The 21,508-nt window shown below is 33.7% G+C and carries 18 protein-coding genes; 1 reads left to right on the top strand and 17 read right to left on the bottom strand.

The window, feature by feature from the left end:
* Positions 1 to 54 precede the first annotated feature (54 nt).
* Complete coding sequence (locus E0W73_RS13315) at positions 55 to 1,053, bottom strand: zinc dependent phospholipase C family protein (protein ID WP_135222569.1); 999 nt, start codon at positions 1,051 to 1,053, stop codon at positions 55 to 57.
* A gap of 177 nt (positions 1,054 to 1,230) precedes the next feature.
* On the opposite strand from E0W73_RS13315, the gene E0W73_RS13310 reads away from it, so the two are divergent.
* Positions 1,231 to 2,187, top strand: a complete 957-nt coding sequence (locus tag E0W73_RS13310) for a hypothetical protein (protein WP_135222568.1) — start codon at positions 1,231 to 1,233, stop codon at positions 2,185 to 2,187.
* A gap of 1 nt (position 2,188) precedes the next feature.
* Here the strand turns inward: E0W73_RS13310 and E0W73_RS13305 are convergent, their stop codons facing one another.
* The 16 genes from E0W73_RS13305 to E0W73_RS13230 all read right to left on the bottom strand — a co-directional run bounded on the left by E0W73_RS13305 (position 2,189) and on the right by E0W73_RS13230 (position 21,310).
* Positions 2,189 to 3,154 (bottom strand): YeiH family protein, encoded by a 966-nt coding sequence (locus E0W73_RS13305; protein ID WP_135222567.1) that lies wholly within the window; start codon positions 3,152 to 3,154, stop codon positions 2,189 to 2,191.
* 74 nt (positions 3,155 to 3,228) lie between these two features.
* Positions 3,229 to 4,125, bottom strand: a complete 897-nt coding sequence (locus E0W73_RS13300) for a LysR family transcriptional regulator (protein ID WP_135222566.1) — start codon at positions 4,123 to 4,125, stop codon at positions 3,229 to 3,231.
* A gap of 79 nt (positions 4,126 to 4,204) precedes the next feature.
* On the bottom strand, positions 4,205 to 6,232 hold the full coding sequence (locus E0W73_RS13295; RefSeq protein ID WP_135222565.1) for a hypothetical protein: 2,028 nt from the start codon (positions 6,230 to 6,232) through the stop codon (positions 4,205 to 4,207).
* A gap of 129 nt (positions 6,233 to 6,361) precedes the next feature.
* The gene (gene fabG / locus E0W73_RS13290; RefSeq protein ID WP_135222564.1) at positions 6,362 to 7,108 is read right to left on the bottom strand and encodes a 3-oxoacyl-[acyl-carrier-protein] reductase; all 747 of its coding nucleotides are present in this window, start codon (positions 7,106 to 7,108) and stop codon (positions 6,362 to 6,364) included.
* A gap of 258 nt (positions 7,109 to 7,366) precedes the next feature.
* On the bottom strand, positions 7,367 to 7,552 hold the full coding sequence (locus E0W73_RS13285; RefSeq protein ID WP_135222563.1) for a hypothetical protein: 186 nt from the start codon (positions 7,550 to 7,552) through the stop codon (positions 7,367 to 7,369).
* A gap of 35 nt (positions 7,553 to 7,587) precedes the next feature.
* Positions 7,588 to 8,271 carry a hypothetical protein gene (locus E0W73_RS13280; protein WP_135222562.1) on the bottom strand — a complete coding sequence of 228 codons (684 nt, stop codon included), beginning with the start codon at positions 8,269 to 8,271 and terminating at the stop codon, positions 7,588 to 7,590.
* A 308-nt stretch (positions 8,272 to 8,579) separates the two neighbouring features.
* Positions 8,580 to 9,935: a DUF4302 domain-containing protein gene (locus E0W73_RS13275; RefSeq protein WP_135222561.1), complete on the bottom strand. Its 1,356-nt coding sequence runs from the start codon at positions 9,933 to 9,935 to the stop codon at positions 8,580 to 8,582.
* A gap of 33 nt (positions 9,936 to 9,968) precedes the next feature.
* Positions 9,969 to 10,829, bottom strand: coding sequence for a zinc-binding metallopeptidase (locus E0W73_RS13270; protein ID WP_135222560.1), 861 nt, complete (start codon positions 10,827 to 10,829; stop codon positions 9,969 to 9,971).
* A gap of 24 nt (positions 10,830 to 10,853) precedes the next feature.
* Positions 10,854 to 12,338, bottom strand: coding sequence for a RagB/SusD family nutrient uptake outer membrane protein (locus tag E0W73_RS13265; RefSeq protein ID WP_135222559.1), 1,485 nt, complete (start codon positions 12,336 to 12,338; stop codon positions 10,854 to 10,856).
* 11 nt (positions 12,339 to 12,349) lie between these two features.
* Entirely contained in the window at positions 12,350 to 16,075 is a 3,726-nt protein-coding gene (locus E0W73_RS13260) for a SusC/RagA family TonB-linked outer membrane protein (RefSeq protein WP_135222558.1), read from the bottom strand.
* A 209-nt stretch (positions 16,076 to 16,284) separates the two neighbouring features.
* Positions 16,285 to 17,391, bottom strand: a complete 1,107-nt coding sequence (locus E0W73_RS13255) for a FecR family protein (RefSeq protein ID WP_135222557.1) — start codon at positions 17,389 to 17,391, stop codon at positions 16,285 to 16,287.
* Positions 17,392 to 17,472: 81 nt separating this feature from the next.
* Positions 17,473 to 18,084 (bottom strand): RNA polymerase sigma factor, encoded by a 612-nt coding sequence (locus E0W73_RS13250; RefSeq protein WP_135222556.1) that lies wholly within the window; start codon positions 18,082 to 18,084, stop codon positions 17,473 to 17,475.
* Between the two features lie 405 nt (positions 18,085 to 18,489).
* Positions 18,490 to 18,918: a hypothetical protein gene (locus tag E0W73_RS13245; RefSeq protein WP_135222555.1), complete on the bottom strand. Its 429-nt coding sequence runs from the start codon at positions 18,916 to 18,918 to the stop codon at positions 18,490 to 18,492.
* A gap of 139 nt (positions 18,919 to 19,057) precedes the next feature.
* Entirely contained in the window at positions 19,058 to 19,930 is an 873-nt protein-coding gene (gene sucD / locus E0W73_RS13240; RefSeq protein ID WP_115887225.1) for a succinate--CoA ligase subunit alpha, read from the bottom strand.
* Positions 19,931 to 20,016: 86 nt separating this feature from the next.
* Positions 20,017 to 20,379, bottom strand: coding sequence for a nuclear transport factor 2 family protein (locus tag E0W73_RS13235; protein ID WP_135222554.1), 363 nt, complete (start codon positions 20,377 to 20,379; stop codon positions 20,017 to 20,019).
* Position 20,380: 1 nt separating this feature from the next.
* Entirely contained in the window at positions 20,381 to 21,310 is a 930-nt protein-coding gene (locus E0W73_RS13230) for a UDP-3-O-(3-hydroxymyristoyl)glucosamine N-acyltransferase (RefSeq protein ID WP_135222553.1), read from the bottom strand.
* Between the last annotated feature and the right edge of the window lie 198 nt (positions 21,311 to 21,508).

Below are 21,508 nucleotides of genomic sequence, written 5' to 3'. Positions count from 1 at the left end.
AGTCTTAGTAACTTGAGTTTTTTTGTAATGTTTCAGTAAAATCTGAAACAAAATCTAATCATTCTGATTTTTCATTCCAAAAAGATTACCGCTCTGAAACAGCTGTACATCGTCTTTTAAGGCCTGAAAGTTTCTTTGTGTAACCGCTGGCGAATCTAGATCACTTAAATCTGGTTTGCCTGCATTTACCCACGCAGTATACCAGAAACTTGCTGTAGCTGTAATCGCTTTTTTCATTTGGCTTTCTACCATTCCGTTCAATTCTTTGTGTAATCTTTCAGCATATTGGTCAGAGAAAACAGCAGTATTGTATTTGCTTTTCATCACTTTTCCTTCAGCATCCATTTTAAACACCTGATTTTGCGGAGTTGAAGTTCTCAATTTTTTATCGATATCCAACAAAGGTTTCACCAGACTATGCGTATCATGAATCATATCCCAAGTTGCTTTATGAACATCTTCATAATAATGAGCTTCTGGAACATTTAGTTTGTAGTTTTTAGCAAATAATTCAGGCAGCCTGCTTTCCCAAAGAGAATGAATTCCTTTTTGGTCGGTTAATTGACCGTCATGGTTGGCAGAGGTATGCAACGGCATGTGAGCATCGCCGATATAATGTCCCAAATCTGCTGCAAGAAATAAAATTTCTGCTCTATTTTTGTCTTTAAATGCTTTAGTCAATTTTACCATCATATCTTCGATATACCAAGGCAAAATTCCATTATCATTCAAAAATTTGGCATCGTACTTTTTCTTTGCTTCCTCCAAAGTCTTAGGAAAACTGTCAACAGCTCCAAAATTCTCCATATCAAAATAATGCCTTGGGTTCTCGTCTTTGTAATTTAGAGCGTATTTTCGAATATCCGGAACAGAAGCTTCCTGAGTGATAAAATCGATATGATTGTAAAAGAAAACTCTAAGATGTTGTGGCAAAGCCATTACAGCTGCTTTGTTAATACGTTCGTGGCCAACAATTCCCCACGATAAGGTTAAAAAACCAATTGCTGATGCTAATAAGACGATTAGTTTTGGTTTCATTTTGAAGTTTTTCATTTGTTTTTATTTGAGGGGCCAAATTTACCTTATTTATGCACATAATTCAAAATTATGGGAACGAATATTATGATATTTTCAATTTTAATCAATTCAGGTTATTTTATTGATGTATTTCTAAACTATACTCCAAAACAATTATCTATTTTTGTAATACTTTTACTTTTATAAAATTTTATGCGCCTTATATATATAGTTTTTTTCTTGTTCGGATTTTCTACTTCTATTCTTTCTCAAAGTGAAGAAACATATCTAAAAAAAGTTAGCGATACGATATTAAATACTTCAAGAACATTAAAAGTCACGGATCCTTTTAATGCTGAAAAAACCACAGAGAAATTGTTTCCAGGTAAATTATTTCATTATCCTGACAAAAACACATTCATAAACTGGATTTGTAAAACCTGTAAATCTGAAACGTATCTTGATGTTAATGAAATAAATGGAGACCAATCATTTCCTTACTCTGAAGGTGTTGCAACAAGAATACTTGAAAAAATTGACTATTCAGATTCAAAAGGGAATCAATTTAAATTACTGTTTTTTAATCATTCAATAGGTGACGAAGATGGTTCACAAGTCAGTCGTTTTACAGGTGGATTATTAGGTTTGGCAAAATTTGCTAAAAATGGAAATTCTTGGGAAATGAAATCTTTTCAACCTGCCATTACAGCATTTGGCTCTTTTTCACAATCTCCAAAACCGAAATTGGTACAAATTGGCGAAGATCAATATGCCTTTACCATACGACATTCTAATGGCGGTCCAGGCGCACCTTACTACGGTTATCTGTATCTTATCGCTGGATTTGATGGTAAATACCAGACTTTAATGACAGTAGATTATTATTCACTTTCTAACAGTCCTAATTCAGATTGGTCAAGCTCTTATACTATTGTTACTGATAATGGCAAAAAGTTTTTTCGCGATTTTATTATTACAACATCTGGCACTTACAGAAAAGCAAAAAATACTGAGGACGATTATGAAGTTGACGTTCCTGAAGAAATTGCTGCAATGGCAAAAACTAAAAAAGAATTTGATTTTGTCATCGAAAAACGTTTTTCTTTTAAAGGAAAAAAATATACACTTGTTGACAAACCATCTGTTAAGTTTTCGAAAATAAAACAATAAATCAGCTTATATAAATTATTGTTGCTAAACTTAAAACCGAGATAAACACCCATAATAAAACTCCTTGCAATAAAGGCCTTATTCCTACTGATTTTAAAGTATTCACATTAAGTGTTGCTCCAATTAAAAATAGTGTTATGGTTAATCCGATTTTAGCGATGTTTACTATATAAGGCGCAATTGTAGAAATTTTTGGAACATACGAATTCAACAGCATTGCCAAAATAAATAATCCAATAAAATAAGGAATCTTAATTTTGCTGTTTTTGTTTTTGACAATTACTGCTGTCAAAACTGAAATAGGAATAATCCATAATGCTCTTGCTAGTTTTACGGTTGTGGCAATCTGCAAAGCCTCCGCCCCATATTTGTTTGCAGCTCCAACCACAGAACTTGTATCGTGAATTGCAATGGCGCACCATAAACCAAAATCTTTTTGAGACAAACCAAGTTGATGTCCGATAAAAGGAAAGACAAATAACGCAACAGAATTCAGTATAAAAATAACCCCCAAAGCAATGGAAGTCTGATTTTCATTAGACTTGATTACGGGAGATATAGCTGCGATGGCACTTCCGCCGCAGATTGCGGTTCCGCATGAAATCAAATGTGAGGTTTTTTTCTCCGTTTTAAGCCATTTGCCTAGCAAAAAACCAAAAATCAATGTACTGAAAATTGAAGCAATTGTCAGTACGAATCCTTCTTTTCCTGCTGAAAATGCACTTGAGGCATTCATTCCGAATCCCAAACCTACGACAGAAAATTGCAATAAAAATGTAATTGCTTTATGATTGAATTCGATAAACGGATTCCCGAAGACATTTACAATTACCACTCCAATCAACAAGGCGATTGGCGGAGAAATGATTGAGAACAAACACAGTAGCACTACTACAACAAAAATGGCTTGTTGTAAATAATGATTAATTTCAAATAATTGTGACGCTGCGTGCTGACTTGTTTTCAAAATAGGATAATTGATAATTACCCTGCAAATTTCTATTCTTTATACTAGATTTGCCAATCGTAAATTACAATCCGCTATAACTTTAAATTATAATAAGAAGAGATATTCTGAATAAACAATTCAGACAAAGGGTCCGATTTTCCAAGAAGGGTAATAATGTAAAAATACCTTTCGATTGCCAAATTTTCAACATCTAAAACAATCAACTCCTTATTCCTAAGCTCTTTACTAACAGCATGAATTGACATAAAGGCAAAACAGTCTGAATTCAGCAAATAGGATTTTATGCTTTCAGTACTTCCTAACTGCATTTCAATTTGCAAATCGGACAGTTTTAGATTTTTATTTTTCAAAGCATATTCAATAACTTCAAGTGTACCTGAACCGCGTTCACGCGTTATGAATTTCATTGATTTTAAATCATTTATAAGAATCTCGTTCTGTTTTGCCAGCGGGTTTGTAGTGTTGCACACCAAAACCAATTCATCTTTTAAAAACGGAATATATTTGATGCTCTGATTTTTAGATTGCCCTTCTACAATTCCGATTTCGATTTCTTTATTAATAAGAGCACTCTCGATTTGTTCTGTATTTCCGTTGAGCAAATTGACTTTTATATCTTTCTGTTTCTGATGAAAACGGGCCAGTACAGGAGAAATAACATACTGCGAAATAGTCGTGCTGGCTCCCAGCCTCAGTGAACCTTGGCGTTCATTAACGAAAGAACTCATTTCAAAATCTATTTCACGATAGAGTTCAGAAATAGCCTTGGTGTATTTTAGAAGAATTTCTCCTGCAGGAGTTAAGGCAATCTTAGGACCTTTTCGCTCAAATAGCTTAGTTTTATAAGTTTCTTCAAGTTCTTGAATGTGTTTCGAAACTGCAGGCTGTGATATATACAATTCGGTAGCGGCCTTAGTAAAATTAAGACGCACTGCCACGGTGTAAAATACTTTTAACCTGAAATCCATTTATTTTTTGTTGTTTTGGTTCAGCGACAGTTTTCAAACTTGTGTCACCATTTTCACTTGGAATCTTTGTTGCACTACCTTAAAGCAACCCATTATACTTTCTCACAAACCATTCTGTAGCCAATAAAACAGCAATTAAAATCAACAACCAAACCCAGTCAATTATTGGGGTTTTACTAGTGATATTTTTTTCGATTGATTTGTATTCTTTACTTTCCAAAAGTGTATTAATTAAATCATCTGCTTGATTTTCGAAAAACGCTTTTCCGCTTGTTTGTTGCGCCAATTGCTTCAATTTTAATACATCAGGGTTTACAAACTGTTTCTCGATATCAAAATCCAATATTTCAAAATGACTTGAATAAGAAGTATTTGAATTTAATTCTTTTACTGTGAAATTATATTTTCCCGCTGGCAAGCCTTCTAAGTTTGCAGAAAAAGAATTATTCCCTTTCAGCAAATCATAGTTTTTACTTTGTTTGGTTACGGCATTTGTAACAGAAATTGTCAATCTTGCTTTTTCGTCAAACTCGTAATTTTTATTAAAGTATTGCGCATTGATTATAATTTCTTCTCCAGAATTATAAAAGCTTTCATGAGTAACTACCAGTGATTTTTTTGAAGTCGAAGTTGCTAAAAACTGTATTACTTTATCGATAAAGACATCGTATTTCTCAAATGACTGATTGTCGATATGACTTTGTAGACGCCATTTCCAGCTATTTTCTCCTAAAAGAAAAGCAACTCTTTTTCCTTGGTATTCAGCAAAAGCCAACATAGGAGCATTTGTAGAGACATTTCTGATTTTTGACGAAAGAAGTACAGAAACATTTCCGTTGGTTGTAATTGTCCCAAAAGGATTTTGTAAAGGCGGGAAATTTTCAAAACCTATGTTTTCAATAGCAAACAGATTAAAATCAGATTTAAATTCGCTCAAATAGTCCTCTCGCTGATTACTCATTTTGAATACTAAATTAGACTGCTGCTGGTTTAGAAAATTGAAATCTGTATTATTTCCAGTTATAATAAAAGTATTCCTTCCTGCAACTTTGTTATTCTCAAAGATTGCTTTAAAAGCTGTATTCGGCTGGTACAAAACAAGCACAGAAACTTCTTGCAACTGACTTAGATCATTAGGTTTAACCAATATTACTTTACGTTGTGCATTAACTTCTATGGCACGTTTGAGGGCCGCAATATCCGGATGATTGATTGAAGAAACTATTGCAATAGTTGACTTTTGATTTATGATTTCGACAGCAAAATTCTTGATATTGTTATAGCTGTTTTTCTCTTTCTCATTAGACGATATATTCGCCCTAAAAATCTGTAGACCTACTTTATCCGCTGGCAGCAATATGTTTAAAGAAGCTGTTTTTTTTGATGGAGAAAATGTCATTTTCTCTTTTGCTACAACAGAATTTCCTTGAGAAATAGTAAAGTCGGCAGTAACGGATTTAGTTCCCGCATATTGAAGAAAAACTTCTACTGGAAATTTATTTTTATGAAAAGCGTATTTATTAACGTTTAGTTGATTGATTTTTAAATCAAAAAAAGTGGTAGTATCTCCCACAACCAAAGGATAAACTTTATTGGCAGAATCAAATCGATAAACGTAATCGTTTCCTGTAGTTTGATTTCCATCGGTAATAATTACAGTTGGAAACAGGAGATTTTTATTGATGCTTTTTAGATTTTTAGCAACTTCGTCTAAATTGGTCTGATTTCCTTTAAAATCAAATTTATCCGAACTCCTGAAATCAGCATCAAATTGGTAAGTTTGAATTTCGAATTTTTCCTTTAAGGCAGGATTCGAAACCAGCTTTTGATATAATTCGACAGCTTTTTTATCTGATTTTAAAGCAGCAATCGAGCTGGAATTATCGACCGCAATCGCAAGAGGTGTTTTGGTTATTTCGAGCGAACTTTTAGAAATCACTGGATTTATCAATAAAAGCAGTAATCCGAAAATCGCCATAAAACGTAAAAAAGCCAAAAACCAAATCAGATTCGATTTGTTTTTGGCTTTAAAAAAGTATTGAAAGTACGATAAACCACCAGCAATTACTAAAGAAAGCAATAATAAAAGAATCGTGTTTGTCGTCATATTTGTTTAGTATTCAGTAATCAGTTTTTTAGTGATCAGATTCAAAAAGCCGTGACTACGACTGTTAAAGTGTTCAGTTATTCAAGAATTGGAAAAAACTGAATACTAAAATCTGAACACTGAAAACTATTATGTAAGCATTCCCCCGCAAACATTAAGTACTTGTCCAGTAACATAAGCACTTAAATCTGAAGCTAAGAAAAGACAAGCATTTGCAACATCTTCAGGGCTTCCACCACGTTTCAACGGAATACCTTCTCTCCATCCTTTTACAACATCTTCAGATAATTTTGCAGTCATTTCGGTTTCGATAAAACCCGGTGCGATTGCATTGCAACGAATGTTACGAGAACCTAATTCAAGAGCTACAGATTTAGTGAATCCGATTGCACCAGCTTTTGAAGCAGCGTAGTTTGTCTGACCAGCATTTCCAGAAACTCCAACAACAGAACTAATGTTGATGATAGAGCCAGCACGTTGCTTTAAGAACGTTTTCTGAATTGCTTTTGTCATATTAAAAACCGATTTCAAGTTTACATCGATTACTTGGTCAAAATCTGCTTCAGACATACGCATCAATAAATTGTCTTTTGTAATTCCAGCATTATTGATTAAGATGTCAACAGTTCCGAAATCTGCCAAAACAGCATCTACAAAAGTTTGAGCTTCATTAAAATCAGCTGCATTTGATTGGTATCCTTTTGCTTTTATGCCTAGAGCGTTTAATTCTGCTTCTAAAGCTTCAGCCGAAGCAGCAGAAGAACTGTATGTAAATGCAACGTTTGCTCCGTGTTTAGCAAAAACTTCAGCAATTCCTTTCCCGATTCCGCGACTAGCGCCAGTAATGATTGCTACTTTTCCTTCTAGTAATTTCATATTAAGGTATTCGTTTTTATTTTTTTCAATACAAATATAGATTATTTGGGCGTTTAATAAAATTTGAAATGTAAAAATTGCCGTTTCTTATATTAAGACCTTAATATAAAAGCAAAAGCGGTTCAAAAATTTGAACCGCCTTCTCCAAAATAAAAAAATAAAACTAAATTTTTAAGGAGGATTTTGTTTTCTAATAAATTTAAATGATTGACTAACCACTCCAAAGGTTAATTTTGGTGAATTGTTACCTTATATACATTATCTTTGACAAAATAATATAATAATCAATAAAGTAGAAACTCTGTAAAAACTAGTCCAGCCTTCTTTTTTTCGCTGTTCTAAGGTTACATTTTTATTGTATTGAAACCATGAATATCCATTCAGTACGATTGCCAATACATAAATCATTAATACAAAATTATTCCAAGTTACTAACTGTACCATTTTTTTTTATTAATTCTTTAATATTATTCTTCGCTTTAGTATAAATTTATTTCTCTCACTGTTAACAAATCCAAATGTGTTCCATTAACAGTTTCGTTAGAATACGAAATATTACATTCTGGATTTTGAAAACTTCCAAAATCTACATTATATACCTTATAAAGTTGATGTCTATCAATCTTAAAATCGTCTTGAGATTTATAACTGATACTTTCCTTGGATATATAATAAGTAGCCTGAAAAGATGTCGATATTCTATCTATCATTACAAGATCATTACAAGATGATACATTACCAGGTAAGGGACCATCAACTTGAGTTAACCATCCCATGCAATTTGCAAAGTCATATGCAGCCAATACCATACCAACAGCACCAAGATATTTTCCACCTATTTTTCTTACCAATTTCAAAACCCCTTTTCTTCCCAGACCCGCTATACCAGACTCTATAACTTCAAAAGCGGCAGTTATTCCAATTGCATCAGCAATACAACCTCCGAAAGTATCGCTTTGAGCTGCAACCGAATTCATTCCTAGTAAAGATAATGCAGCTAAAGAATAATCTTCTTCAGCAAAAATTGATAATGTTTTACCTTGATCTATAAGTTCTTCTTCAACAACTATTAATTGCGCTGTCAAAGCAATTTTTCCAGGATATAATGATCCAAATTCTGAAATAATTCCTTGTTCTGTTACACCATATGACTTAATAAGCATTAAAGCTTTTTGTTCAATACTTTGTACAAACTCAACAGCTACTGGGTCATCACTACTTACTTTTTTTTGTTTGCGACTTTATCGTATATTATCAATACAGAAGCATAGAGAAAGTATCTCACAAATTAATAATAATAATTTGAAAAGAAAATTAGTATTAAGCCCCAAAAGAAGATAGAAATCGTAATTGATTTTAAATGCTTCTCATATTAAATTTTTCCAAGTTATAAAACAGCTCAAGTAAATGAGCTGTTTTTTGAAATAAACATTATACTTTTTTTTTATCTATTATTTATTCAATTGTAATTTTACTGGAATGCATATGTTGTTATTCTAAAACTACTTGATGCACCAGAGAAAGTATAAATTGTATTAACAAACTGAATTCTAAAACTTTCCTTAATTACGTATAATCCTTTTGGATCTAATAGCTTGTCATCAATATTTTTCAATAAGGCTGGCGCAGTAACAATTGCGCTTCCATTATGCCAGAATGAATTTTTAAGAATAATTGTCTTATTCACAGCGTCTTCTGTTACGGTTACTCGGTGGTAAACTGTAGCTCTTCCTCCCGTGAAACTGTACATAATATCAGCTATTCCTCCCGGTGCAAACGTAATTTGAACGCGGTTTACTTTTTGAGTAGCTGGAAGCGATGCATTAATTTCATTTAACAACTGAATACACAACGGAGAATTCGTTGGTGCATTTGCTAAGTTAGCAGCTATGTATCCAAACGCATTTGTGGGAGACCCTGCTGCAGGTAATGCTACTTTATAATCATCTGTTAACACAAGTGGTGCATTGCTATATTTAATCGAGGCTGTAACCCCTCCTGTGCCGGTTGCTGTAAAACTAGAAGTAGCAGCATCATATACAAAATTAGATAATTTTTGACTTCCGACCTCTAAAGCTGGACTTAATACAATACTTGTCGGTGTATAACCTACCCCAACACTAATTGCTTCAGATGAACCTGCATCAATTGATTTTGCTACTGCAAATCTTGTTATTGATGAAAATGAAAAATCGTACTTTTTTACATTAGCTCCATCATTGATTTCCAATAATTTATACAACGGACTATTGATGTTTCCGACAAGATTTTCTTCTGTAACAAGATTTTTAGATAAATCTGCCCAATCCTGTGCAGTTGCTTTTACGAAACGGATATCTCTTACCAATCTGTTACTTTTGAAAAGTATGTCTCCATTTTCCTGTCCATAGTACAGAAATTGAAAATCACCCAAATAACCTTTTCCTCTTAAAGCAGTTGTCGGATAGCTGTTAGAGTCCGACAAAAGATGAATTCTGTTATAAGTTTCAAACAAAAGGCTAACAGTACTTCCAAGAGCTATGCTGTAATCACTTTGGTAAACTGCAGTGTCATCATCAAAATCTGATGCCATTTGAACTTTTCCGTCTGCTGAAAATTTGAATAAATGAGTATAACCTCCCAACTGTGTGTCATCAGTAAAATAAACGGCTTTCCAGCCAAATTCTGATGCAAGTAAAGCGTCTTTTAATTCGCTTTTCTGTTCGTTTAAACGTTCTGTTGGAGTTTTATTAAATATATCTTCCGCATCGGTATTATTGTTACAAGAACCTAAAAGCAGTAGCACCGAGCAAGCTGTCAGGAACTTAAGGATATTTTTAACTTTCATAAACTTAATATTTAAATTATACATTAAATGAGTTTAATTATTGATAACATTGGTTGTGTTTTTCTCCGCAGCATCTCTTAATGCATAAAAATCTATATTAAATGCATCTTTATAATATTTTACCACCATAGCTTCTTTCATCTGAAGTTTTGCTCGTCCAATAGGATCTGTTATGCTTGCCAGAATTGCAGCATACTCTGCCTTAGAACTCGTTAAAATTGTAGAAGCTGTTTCTGCAAAATCTTCGGTAACATTATTTCTGGCATAATTTGTTACAAATCCAAGATTTCTCGAGTCTTCTAGTACTTCTAAATGCCATGTTCCTGTATAATCACCAGGACTTATTTTTTGCCAAGCCTGTTCATCAAATGGTTTGTTCTGATTTAAGATATGCACATACTCATGTTGAATAGTGTGAACAAATTCTGTTACATTGGCACGATTTTTTTTGTTCAAGTAATCTACTTCAAACAAAGTAATTCTTTGCCCAGAATCTGCAATACCAAGTGTTCTGGTTCCGTTTGTGTTTGAGTTTACTCCACCCACTAAAACAATTTCTCTTGGCGCCACCTTTTTAACAAAATCAGCTCCCCCAACAGCAGAGTAGCTGTCTAACCAGATTTGTTTTACTACTTCTAATGCTGGTTGAACTTTATCAATCATCGGAGGAAATAAGAAACGATTATTATCAACCGCATTTTGATTCCATCTATATTGCGCATTGATATTGTAAGGATTCAGATAATTTACCGTAATCCAATTATCTAATTCCGTTTTTTGAGGTTGCGTATAATCTAGTCGGCTTTCTCCAGGTTGATCTTCATGAGCACATGATACAATTGATAACACCCCGAAAAGCAAGAATATCGCTTTATATTGTTTTACTATTTTCATAGGTCTAAAAATTTTAATTAAAATTTATCTAGGATTTTTTTCAACACCATAATTAGAGGCGCTTAACGGAATCTGTAATGCGCGTCGTTTATCATCTTTCACAAGCTTATTCACTGGTTTTCCAAATGTTGCATGTTCTACAACGATATTAAAACGTTTAATATCAAACCATCTTAGTCCTTCGTGAACAAAATCTCTTCTTTTTGCTTCAGCAATTGCTTTCACATAAGAAGTCTGAACAGGCGTCATTTGATAAAACGGAGTATATTCGTCGGCAATTACTGGGTACATAGAAACCACTTTTGCCTCTGTTAATTTATCTGTATTTGGATTATACCCTGTTGTACGTGTGCCTAAAAAGTATTCTAATTCTGTATTTGCTTCTGCAATCCTTCCTTTCATGACCAGCGCTTCAATTCGATTTAAATAAAACTCATCATTAGACGCCAACACGATACCTACATACGGTTCTCCGATATTTGCTGTCAAATTAGTGTACTTAAAATATTCTTCAAATTTTGGCGTAAACAATGTTCTACTGCTATTGTAAGAGTAGAAATCGAAAAGCCAATTCTTGTTAAATGGATTTGTCTGTATTCTAAAAAGTTCTGTCTGCTTATCATCTGAAAGATAAAAGTTGAAGGTACTTGCCGATCTTCCTAGACGTGAACTGGCAGATACAATCAATAAATTGGTTTCATAAGTCGATCTTCCATATTCTATAAATTGGATATCTGGCGCAAGGCTTGATAACGTTGCATAATCTTTTAGCTTACCAACAGGTTTTGACCCGAGGCTTTCAGATACTTCAAGCACTTTATCCCAGTCTCCTTTTACCAAATAGAAACGGCTTGCAAAAGATCTCGCTGCATCAATATTAAAATGAAATCTTGGTTGTTTGTAATTGTTTGTTACATGCTTTAAGCCTTCTTCTAAATCTTCCTCAATAAAATCAAAAACTTCTTTAACAGTATTTCTTTTGTATGATTTTATTAATTCTGTTTCAGGTTCTCTCACGTAGGGAATTCCTAAGTCTGTTGAGGCCGTTGCTGGATTATAACGGTTTGACCAAAAAGAAACTAACATAAAATGAGCGTATGCTCTCGCTACAAGTGCCTCCCCTTTCTGAGGATTCAAGCTTGCTGGGTTTCCTAATTGTTCAATTGATTTTAAAGCCTGATTGGCATGTGCAATTGCATTATAACAAGCCGCCCAGTAAAATGTTTCTGTATCCCAATTGGTTTCTGTATTCGTTTCCCAATTATAGTTTTGTTCATTTCTCAAAATTTTGGTCGCCAATTCACCATCACCCACATTGTCAGACATTGTCTCTGCAAGATCAAGATATGATGCTTGGGGATATGCATTAACCAATACTTCAGAAATCTTTTCAGGTGTATCTATCTGTGTCCTGTTATCTGGAATTTCTGAAAGAAACTCATCGCAACTGCTAAAAGTGATAAGTAATAAGAGTGCGAATGTTATTTTTAAGTATTTTGTATTTTTCATAATCAATTATATTAAAATGAAAGATTAATTGTAAAACTGTACTGTGACGTAATTGGGAAAGCAACTCCTCCTGTATTACGGAATTCAGGATCTTGTCCGTTTAATCTTTTATCTGAATAAATCAGCCATGGATTAACTGCAGAACCTTTTAAAGTAAAAGTGCTCACGCCTAACCTTCTTTTAAAGTCATTTGGAAACTCCCAGCTTAACGACACATTTTTTAACCTTACAAAATCACCATCTGCAATTCTTACATCAGAAAAATTATACGTATTATAGGCGCGTCCTAAAGTATCAAAACCATCATAATTAGTAAGCAATCTCTGATCGGCTATAACTGGCACATTTGTAAATTGCTCATCACCAGGATTAATCCAGCGATTGGTAAAATCTTTTGTAAATACAGTTAAATCGTCATACTGACTGCTGAAAGCTGGATTTAAACGGACTTTATTTCCTCCTGAGCCCACTACAAAAACATACAGTGACCAGTTTTTATAAGTAAATGTATTTGCAAGACCAATTGATTTATTTGGTTCAATAGAACCTTCATATTTCAAATAATCGGTTACGTTTTCATTATCCTGAAAATTAGCACCAGTAATATTATCTTCTTCACCATCTTTCATTATAAAAGTTGGAAGACCTTGATTATTTAAACCTGTAAATTGGTAAGAATAAATGGAATTTCTTGGATGCCCTAAAGCATTTCCTCCGTTTCCATCAACCAAATCAAATGCTGTCGGCTGGTTTTCTAATTTTGTAATTTTCTGATCGAAAACAGAAAAATTTAGGGTAGTTGACCATTTAAAATCTTTGCCAGCAATATTTTGAGTAGTAAAACCAACCTCGATACCTTTGGTTTCCATATTCGCATTATTACCTTGTTTAATTCTCTGGCCGCCGATACCTGAAGTAACCACATAATCTACTAAATCAAAAGCTTTACGGCTGTAAACATCTGTAGTAAACTGTATTCTATTGTTAAACATTCCTAAATCAACACCTACGTTGGTTTCATACTGTTTTTCCCATGTTAAATCGCGGTTTTGCAATTCCTCGATGTCAATACCTGTTTCTCTATCACTTATTCCTAAACGATCAGTAATAAAGCTTTTATAAATTGCTAGTGAATTTGTTGCCGGACCCGCAGTTGCTGTAAGCCCATAAGAAGCTCTTAATGCGAGATTATTAATAGTTTCATTTTTCTGCATAAAACTTTCTTCTTTTATGTTCCACTTACCACTAAATGTATAAGTCGGAAGCCATCTTGAAGAGCCACTGTCTCCTTGTCTATTAGATCCATCATAACGTCCTGTAATAGAAGCTGTATATCGACGATCGTAAGTATAACCTACTTTGCCAAAGAAACCAACCGTTCTTTCTCTTTCCTCATTAAAACCGTAATAAGAATTCCCTTCGTTTATGATTTTTTCTATAATCCTTGGATCTGTAAATGCAGTTAATCCTCGGTCGTATTGTAAGCCTGCAGCTGTAAAATTGTCACTGTTTCTGTCAACAGAACGTAATTCAGTTCCAAAAAAACCTTCTAACTCGTGTTTCTCTGCAAGCGTATTTCTGTACGTTAAACTGTTTCTAATATTATATGAAGTCATATCGTTGGTAAACTTTCTTAAAAATCCACCATTAGGAAGAACAGATACTGCTTGAGCTGTTAGATCATCTGGATCTTTATACAAGAAAATATTAGCATTCCTAACTGTAGTATTAACCCCATCTGCTCCATATTCCGTTCCAGCTCTGTAAGCTCCTACTACATTCGAGTTCTCATAAATTTTATGTTCTCTTGAAGTATTGGCATAACGAGCAGAACCAATAAGATTGTAAGTCAAGTTTTTATTGATTTTATAGTCTAAATCAAGCTGGAAACGGATGTCTTTTACTTTGATATCCAAAATATTATTTTCTAACTCATTAATAATGTTCATTGGAGCCCAGTTGGTTCGGTAGTACTCTAAATTACCATTTTCGTCGTACGGTCTTAAAGTTCTACTTGTGCTCAACACATAATTAAATGGATTAATGTCAAAGTCTCGCGTTACATTTCCAAAAACCTCGTCTTTTTGACTGTCATAGCTTCCTGGAGCATTTTGATCGCGAATCGATGCAAGTGTAGAAAGCGTTATATTCAACTTATCGTTTACATAGAAAGTTCCTTTGATATTACTTGAAAGCTGTTTCACATTATCTGCAATTGTCCATCCTGGATCTGTATAATATCCTAAAGAAGCATAAAATGTATTATTTTTTCCTCCACCAGAAAAACTTAAGGAATGATTCTGAGTGATAGAAGGTCTAAACAAAACTTTAAACCAATCTGTATTGGCTAATTCATACTTTCTTAAAAAATTATTCCTACTAACCGGATCATTATTAACCAAATAAGTACCTGTTTCTGGATTGTAAGTATTTATTGCTCTACTCATAATATTATAAACTCCACCATACCTTCCTTGCAAGGTTGATGGCATATCTAAAAATCCTTTTTGCTCCATCTCCTTTAGGATGCTCATCGACTCCTGAGAGTTTAAAATATCATATTGCGAATAATTTGGGACTGTTCTAACTGTGTTTTCAACAGAGTAATTTATTTTAAGAGGTGAATCCCTGCGTCCTTGTTTTGTTGTAACAACCACTACCCCATTTAATGATCTTGAACCATAAATTGATGTCGCAGAAGCATCCTTAAGAATTTCAATACTTTGAATATCATTTGCATTAAGACCTGCAACTGCAGAACTTAAGAGCGTTGCAGAGTTTCCTGAAGCTAAATCTGCAAATGTTAAATTTATAATATCTTCCTGAACAACACCATCAATAACCCATAGTGGTTTTGTATCTCCAAATATAGAAGAAGATCCACGAACTGTAATTTTTGGAGCCGTACCAAAAGTTCCCGTAACGTTTTGCACTGTAACCCCTGCTGCTTTTCCTTCAATCATACGGCTTACGTCTACTACCCCATCTACCTTTAGCTCTGTCGCAGAGATTTTGCTGATTGCTCCAGTAAATGTTCTTTTTGAAGTTTTTTCGTAACCTGTCGTAACTACAACTTCTTTTAAATTCTGTCCAGATTCTGCTAGCACTATAGTTGGAGAGGTATTAGAAATACCAATTTCCTTGGTCTCCATACCCACATATGAAATAACAAGTCTGTCTGAATTTGCAGGCATTTCTATTGTAAAATTTCCGTCAAAATCGGTTAAAACTGTCACTTTGGTTCCTTTTGCGGTAACGTTTGCACCCGGAAGCGGACTTCCTGTCTGGTCTGTTACTTTTCCTTTAATAATCGGTCCCGGAACTAAAACATCAAACAAAGAATCTGGATTGTTTAAATTTGTAAACGGTTCTGCGCTTCCTTTCTGAAGCACAATCTGATTGCTTACTTCAGAAAAAGTGATATTAAAAGGAACTAATATGCGGCTCAGAATACTTGATAAAGTTTCCTGATCTGCCTCTATACTGACTTTTTGACTAAGCTGAGGAAGTCTTGAATTGTAAGAAAATTTTACACGAGCAGATTTTTCAATTTTAGACAATGCATTATCTAAAGTTAAATTTTCAACTGTAATTGTAACTTTAGTGTCTAATTTTTTTTGCCCATTTACGTTATTTGCCATAGTAACACTTGAAAATACAAGTGCTAAGACAAACTGAAATAGCGTTATTTTCATGATTTGGTGGAGTAATCGTTGCTTGACAACTGGTTTTTTCATAATTTTGGTTTGTTTTGATTAATACTATTCGAGTGTATTTTAAGAAACATCATAAATAACTTTTTACAGAAAGTTATTTACTCCATTTAAGTGTCGGAAATGTTACAGCATTTTCGGCACTTTTTTTAGCGCATTAGTTTTTTACATAGGCATTTACATGTTTTTTTAGTTTTGACAATAGCTTTATTTTGGAAATTTTTATTTTCTTGTTAGTTGCAACCTTGCGAGGTAATTACGATTTGATTTCCGTTCATTTCATAATTCGTATCGTTCCCAATACTTTTACAGATTATTTTAAGTTTTTCCGGTAATGGCTGGTCGCTTAACGAAGTGGTCAGTCGACAATCCTGTAATTTGTCTTTCGGAAAATCAATGTTTACTTGATAAGCCTGCTCTATTGTTTTAAAAATCTGATCAACAGGGATGTCTGTAAATTCAAAACTCAATTGCTCGATATTCCCGACACTTTTTACTAAGATTTGATCTTCTGTAATATTGGTGATTTTGTTAAAGGCTAAACTATTTCTTGTAAAACGAACCGCTTCGTTTGGAAACAATTCAATTTCTTCTTTTTTTGATGTCTCAATCAAATCATTTGACTTTACTTTTACCTTTCCGGTACGAACCAATACTTCTACATTTTGCTGATCAGGATAAGCTTTAATTCTAAAACTTGTTCCTACTACTCGTGTGACAATTTCGTTTGCATACACAAAAAAAGGTTTCTTAGGATTTTTGCTGATTTCAAAAAAAGCTTCACCAGACAGGTACACCTTTCTTTCGTTCTCAGAAAATATTTTGGGATAGCTCAATTTACTATCCGGCTGCAGTAAAACAGAACTCCCATCTGAAAGTGTGATTGTTTGTGCTTTTTCTGTATTATTGGTCTGTTCGACTAACCCCTCTACGTTGTCTTCAATCAATTCATTATAGGTTATTACAGAATCGTCTGCAAGAATATTTCGTTGATAGAACTTAACAGATAAAAAGCAAATCAAAATTGCTGCAGCTCCTGCTAGCCAATATCTGAAGGTATATGAATAAGAGGTATTTTCTCGAAGATCAGTTTCTTTTTCTTCAATTTTTCTCCAAGTAGATTTAAGTGCTTCATGAATTTGATTCGAAGTCAAATCAGTATTTGGAACTTTCATAGCAAGCAGTAAAAGCCTTGCGTCTTCTACCAGCTTTGCCCTTTGGCGATTCTCCAAAGTCCAATCTTCCCAGCCTTGCTCATCTACCTTGGATAAAATCCATAATTGGAAAGATTCATCAGACAGGAAGTCTTCTATATCTGTATATGTGTTACGTTTTTGCATCTTATGATTAAGGTTACAAAAACATAGAGGACAGCTTTCTTTTTATATACTCACTAAATTGTGATTTTTTTTAATATTTTTTTAAGAAATATGAAGAACCCCTGAAAACAGTACAATTAGCGGAATGCTGCCTTTCCATTCTTTTCGCAGCGTTAATAAACCACGATACACTAAATTGTTAGCAGATTGATAATTTATGTTTAAAAGTTCTGCTATCTGATCAACTGACAACCCTTGATGATAGCGAAGATATAACGCCTCTTTCTGACGTGAAGGTAGTTCGTTTAAAAGCTTGTTTAGATACAAAACTCTTTCTGCCGTTACTTCGTCTTCAACGAGATCATTTTCTATAGAAAAGTCGAATAAAAACTCAATAACATCTGTCGAGGTCGTTTTTCTAAAAATATGATCACGCTCAAATAAACGTGCAATTCTTTTTCGAACACTAGACAACAAATAAGCTTTTACAACCACATGGTCTTGAAGCGAATTTCTATAAAGCCAGATATCAGCAAAGACATCTTGTACACAGTCTTGGACTTTTTCTGAAAAAGGAGAAAGAGAATTTCCATAATTAACCAAATCGCTATAATATCTCTCAAATAGCATCGAAAAAGACCTCTGATCATCATTTTTCAAATTACTCCAAAGAGTAAAGTCGTCTACCGCATTTTTTTTCAAAGTATGATTCATAATTTATGGATTTAAAAACAAGATAAGAGTGTTCATAGATTAAAAATTACAACATCTATGCTCCCTGTAATTAAGTTGAGTTTCGAAAAATAAACATTAGTTTACATTTTGGCAGCAAAAATTAATATAGCTTAAAATGTAAATTTTAACATTTTTTTTTGTTTTTGTTCGATAAATATATAAAAGCTTAAATTGAAAAACCAATTAAAAGATAAAAAAAGCGGTTGTTTTTCAAATTTAACATTTTAAGGGTCTTTTTTTTTCTTAATCTTAAATTAACTTTATTTTAATTTATAAATTCTTATTATGAAAAACATTACTATTTTTTTTGCATTAAATTGGCTGTAAAAAAATAAGCCTTGCTAAAAATTAGCAAGGCTTATTTAATGTCATGAAAAATTATTTCTAGAATGCGACATTCCATTTAGGCAATTTCTCGCTATTGTCTAAGAAATTTTGCAAAACCTGCCCCTCAACTGCAGTTGGAATTGCTTTTACATCTGTATTAAAAGTTTCATACCAAAAAACTTCAAGAGAAGCAATACCTTCTAATTTCATTTGAGCCGGCCAAGAGTATTTTCTTCCTGTTTTTGCAAATTGATGACCATTTACAATTTTATCATACAAACCGCCATTTTTAGTTTTTAAAGTCCCATCGTTTTGAACTGTTCCTGTAGAACCAACCATAATTAGTTCTTTCTCATTTCCTTCAACAGCATAAACCACAAAAATCCCAGCACTTCCTTCGGGAGCATTGCAAACTTGTTCTAAACTATCTTCAACCGTAAAAGTAAAACTGCCGCTTACTTTGAATTTTTCTAAATCTTTATACATATTTCTTTATTAAGCCTCTAAGATACTGAGGTACTAAGATGCTAAGTTTTTCTATTTTCTGCCTCAGCTTTTAAAATGGAAAAAGTCTCAAGAAAATATTGAGACTTTTTGGAATTGTTATTTTAAATATTGGAATTTATTATCCAAGTACTTCCTTTACTTTCTTACCAATTTCAGCTGGCGAATCAACAACGTGGATTCCGTTGTCTCTCATGATTTGTTTTTTAGCGGCCGCTGTATCATCAGAACCACCAACGATAGCACCTGCGTGACCCATTGTTCTACCAGCAGGAGCAGTTTCTCCAGCGATAAAACCAATTACTGGTTTACGGTTACCATCAGCTTTTACCCATTTAGCAGCGTCAGCTTCTAATTGACCTCCAATTTCACCAATCATAATGATTGCTTCAGTTTCTGGGTCATTCATTAATAACTCAACAGCTTCTTTAGTTGTAGTTCCAATAATTGGGTCACCACCAATACCAATAGCTGTAGTGATACCTAAACCTTGTTTTACAACTTGGTCAGCAGCTTCGTAAGTTAAAGTTCCAGATTTAGAAACGATACCAACATTTCCTTTTTTGAAAACGAAACCTGGCATGATACCAACTTTAGCTTCTCCTGGTGTAATTACACCTGGACAGTTTGGTCCGATTAATCTTGAATTTCTTTCTTTTACGTAGTTATTTGCTTTAATCATATCTGCTACAGGAATTCCTTCTGTAATAGCAATAATTACTTTAATTCCAGCATCAGCAGCTTCCATAATTGCATCAGCAGCAAAAGCTGGCGGAACGAAAATGATAGAAGTATCTGCTCCAGCTTGATCAACAGCATCTTTTACTGTATTAAAAACCGGACGGTCTAAGTGGCTTGTTCCACCTTTTCCTGGAGTAACACCTCCAACAACATTAGTACCGTACTCAATCATTTGAGAAGCGTGGAAAGTTCCTTCGCTTCCTGTAAATCCCTGAACAATTATTTTGGAATCTTTATTAACTAAAACACTCATGATATATATTTTATGTAGTTTTTAAATTTGTGTTGCAAAAATAAGGTTTTGTAATCGATTTTAGCCCTTTTATTGTCAAAAAAATATTAAGAAAATTGACTCATTTGATAACCACGAAACAATTTGTCGTCTTTGATTTGCCAGATTGTCGCAAAATGGGCTAATAACATTTCTTCGCGAGGATTTTCGATTGTTTTTACAAAGTGAGAATAACGCACAGAAACCAAATCTCCATCTTCTAAAATGTGGCTTATCCTAACCTTAGAACGTACATACGCACGGCTCAGCTCATTTGCCTTTTCAATAATGGCATCATAATCCATCTGAATAAAACCTTTGCTGCTGTTCCAATCCAGCAAAACGTCAGGATGCAAATATGTTTTTAAAATTTCGCTATCAATTAAGGCATCTGACTTATAAAATTTCTGAACAAATTCTTTTATTGACATATTACTTCAATTTACTTAAAATCTCAGGAATCTTCTTAATATTGGCTAATTGTTTTAACTTTTCTCTTGATTCTTCGATTGGAGTGCCAAAATATGATTTTCCGCCTTCAACCGATTTAGTAACCCCCGTTTGCCCCATTACAACTGCTTTTGCTCCAATTGTAATGCCGCTCGTAGTTCCTACCTGCCCCCATAACGTAACTTCATCTTCGATAACAACACAACCAGCGATACCAGTCTGTGATGCAATTAGGCATTTTTTTCCGATAACAGTATCATGACCAACATGCACCTGATTGTCTAATTTAGTTCCTGCACCAATAGTAGTGTCACCAGTAACTCCTTTGTCAATTGTACAAAGAGCACCAATGCCTACATTATCTTCTATAACCACTCTTCCGCCCGAAACAAGCTGATCAAAACCCTCAGGTCGCTTTTTATAATAAAAAGCATCAGCTCCCAAAATAGTTCCTGCGTGAATAATTACATTGTCACCAATTACTGTATGATCATAAATGGAAACATTGGAATGAATCAAACAATTCTTTCCAATTTTTACGTGGTTACCAACAAAAGTATTAGGTTGTATGATAGTTCCTTCTCCTATTTCAGCTGTAGGTGCAATCGCCACATTTGCAAATTGAAAAGGTTTGAAGTGTCTCGTTAAAATATTGAAATCTCTAAAAGGATCATCAGAAATTAAAAGCGCTTTACCTTCTGGGCATTCTACTTTTTTATTAATCAAAACAATTGTAGCTGCAGATTGCAAAGCTTTATCATAATATTTTGGATGGTCAACAAATACAATATCTCCCGGCTCAACCACATGGATTTCGTTCATGCCTAAAACGGGAAAATCTTTGTCGCCAATAAATTCGCAACTAAGCAAATCAGCAATTTCTTGTAAAGAATGACTCTTTTGAAATTTCATATAGTATAATTAGAAAATTTGTCAATTAGAAAATGAGTCAATTAGAAAATCAATACACAAATTGTGTCAATCCGAAAATTATCTGATTGTCTCATTGTCAAATTATCTTAATTAAAAAAACTGTCAATTAGAAAATGAGTCAATTAGAAAATCAATACACAAATTGTGTCAATCCGAAAATTATCTGATTGTCTCATT

The sequence above is a fragment of the Flavobacterium foetidum genome (genome assembly GCF_004634245.1).
GTDB classification, from domain to species: Bacteria; Bacteroidota; Bacteroidia; order Flavobacteriales; family Flavobacteriaceae; genus Flavobacterium; species Flavobacterium foetidum.
Note: the sequence above shows the minus strand (reverse complement) of the source record. Positions and strands in the feature narration are given on the sequence as shown.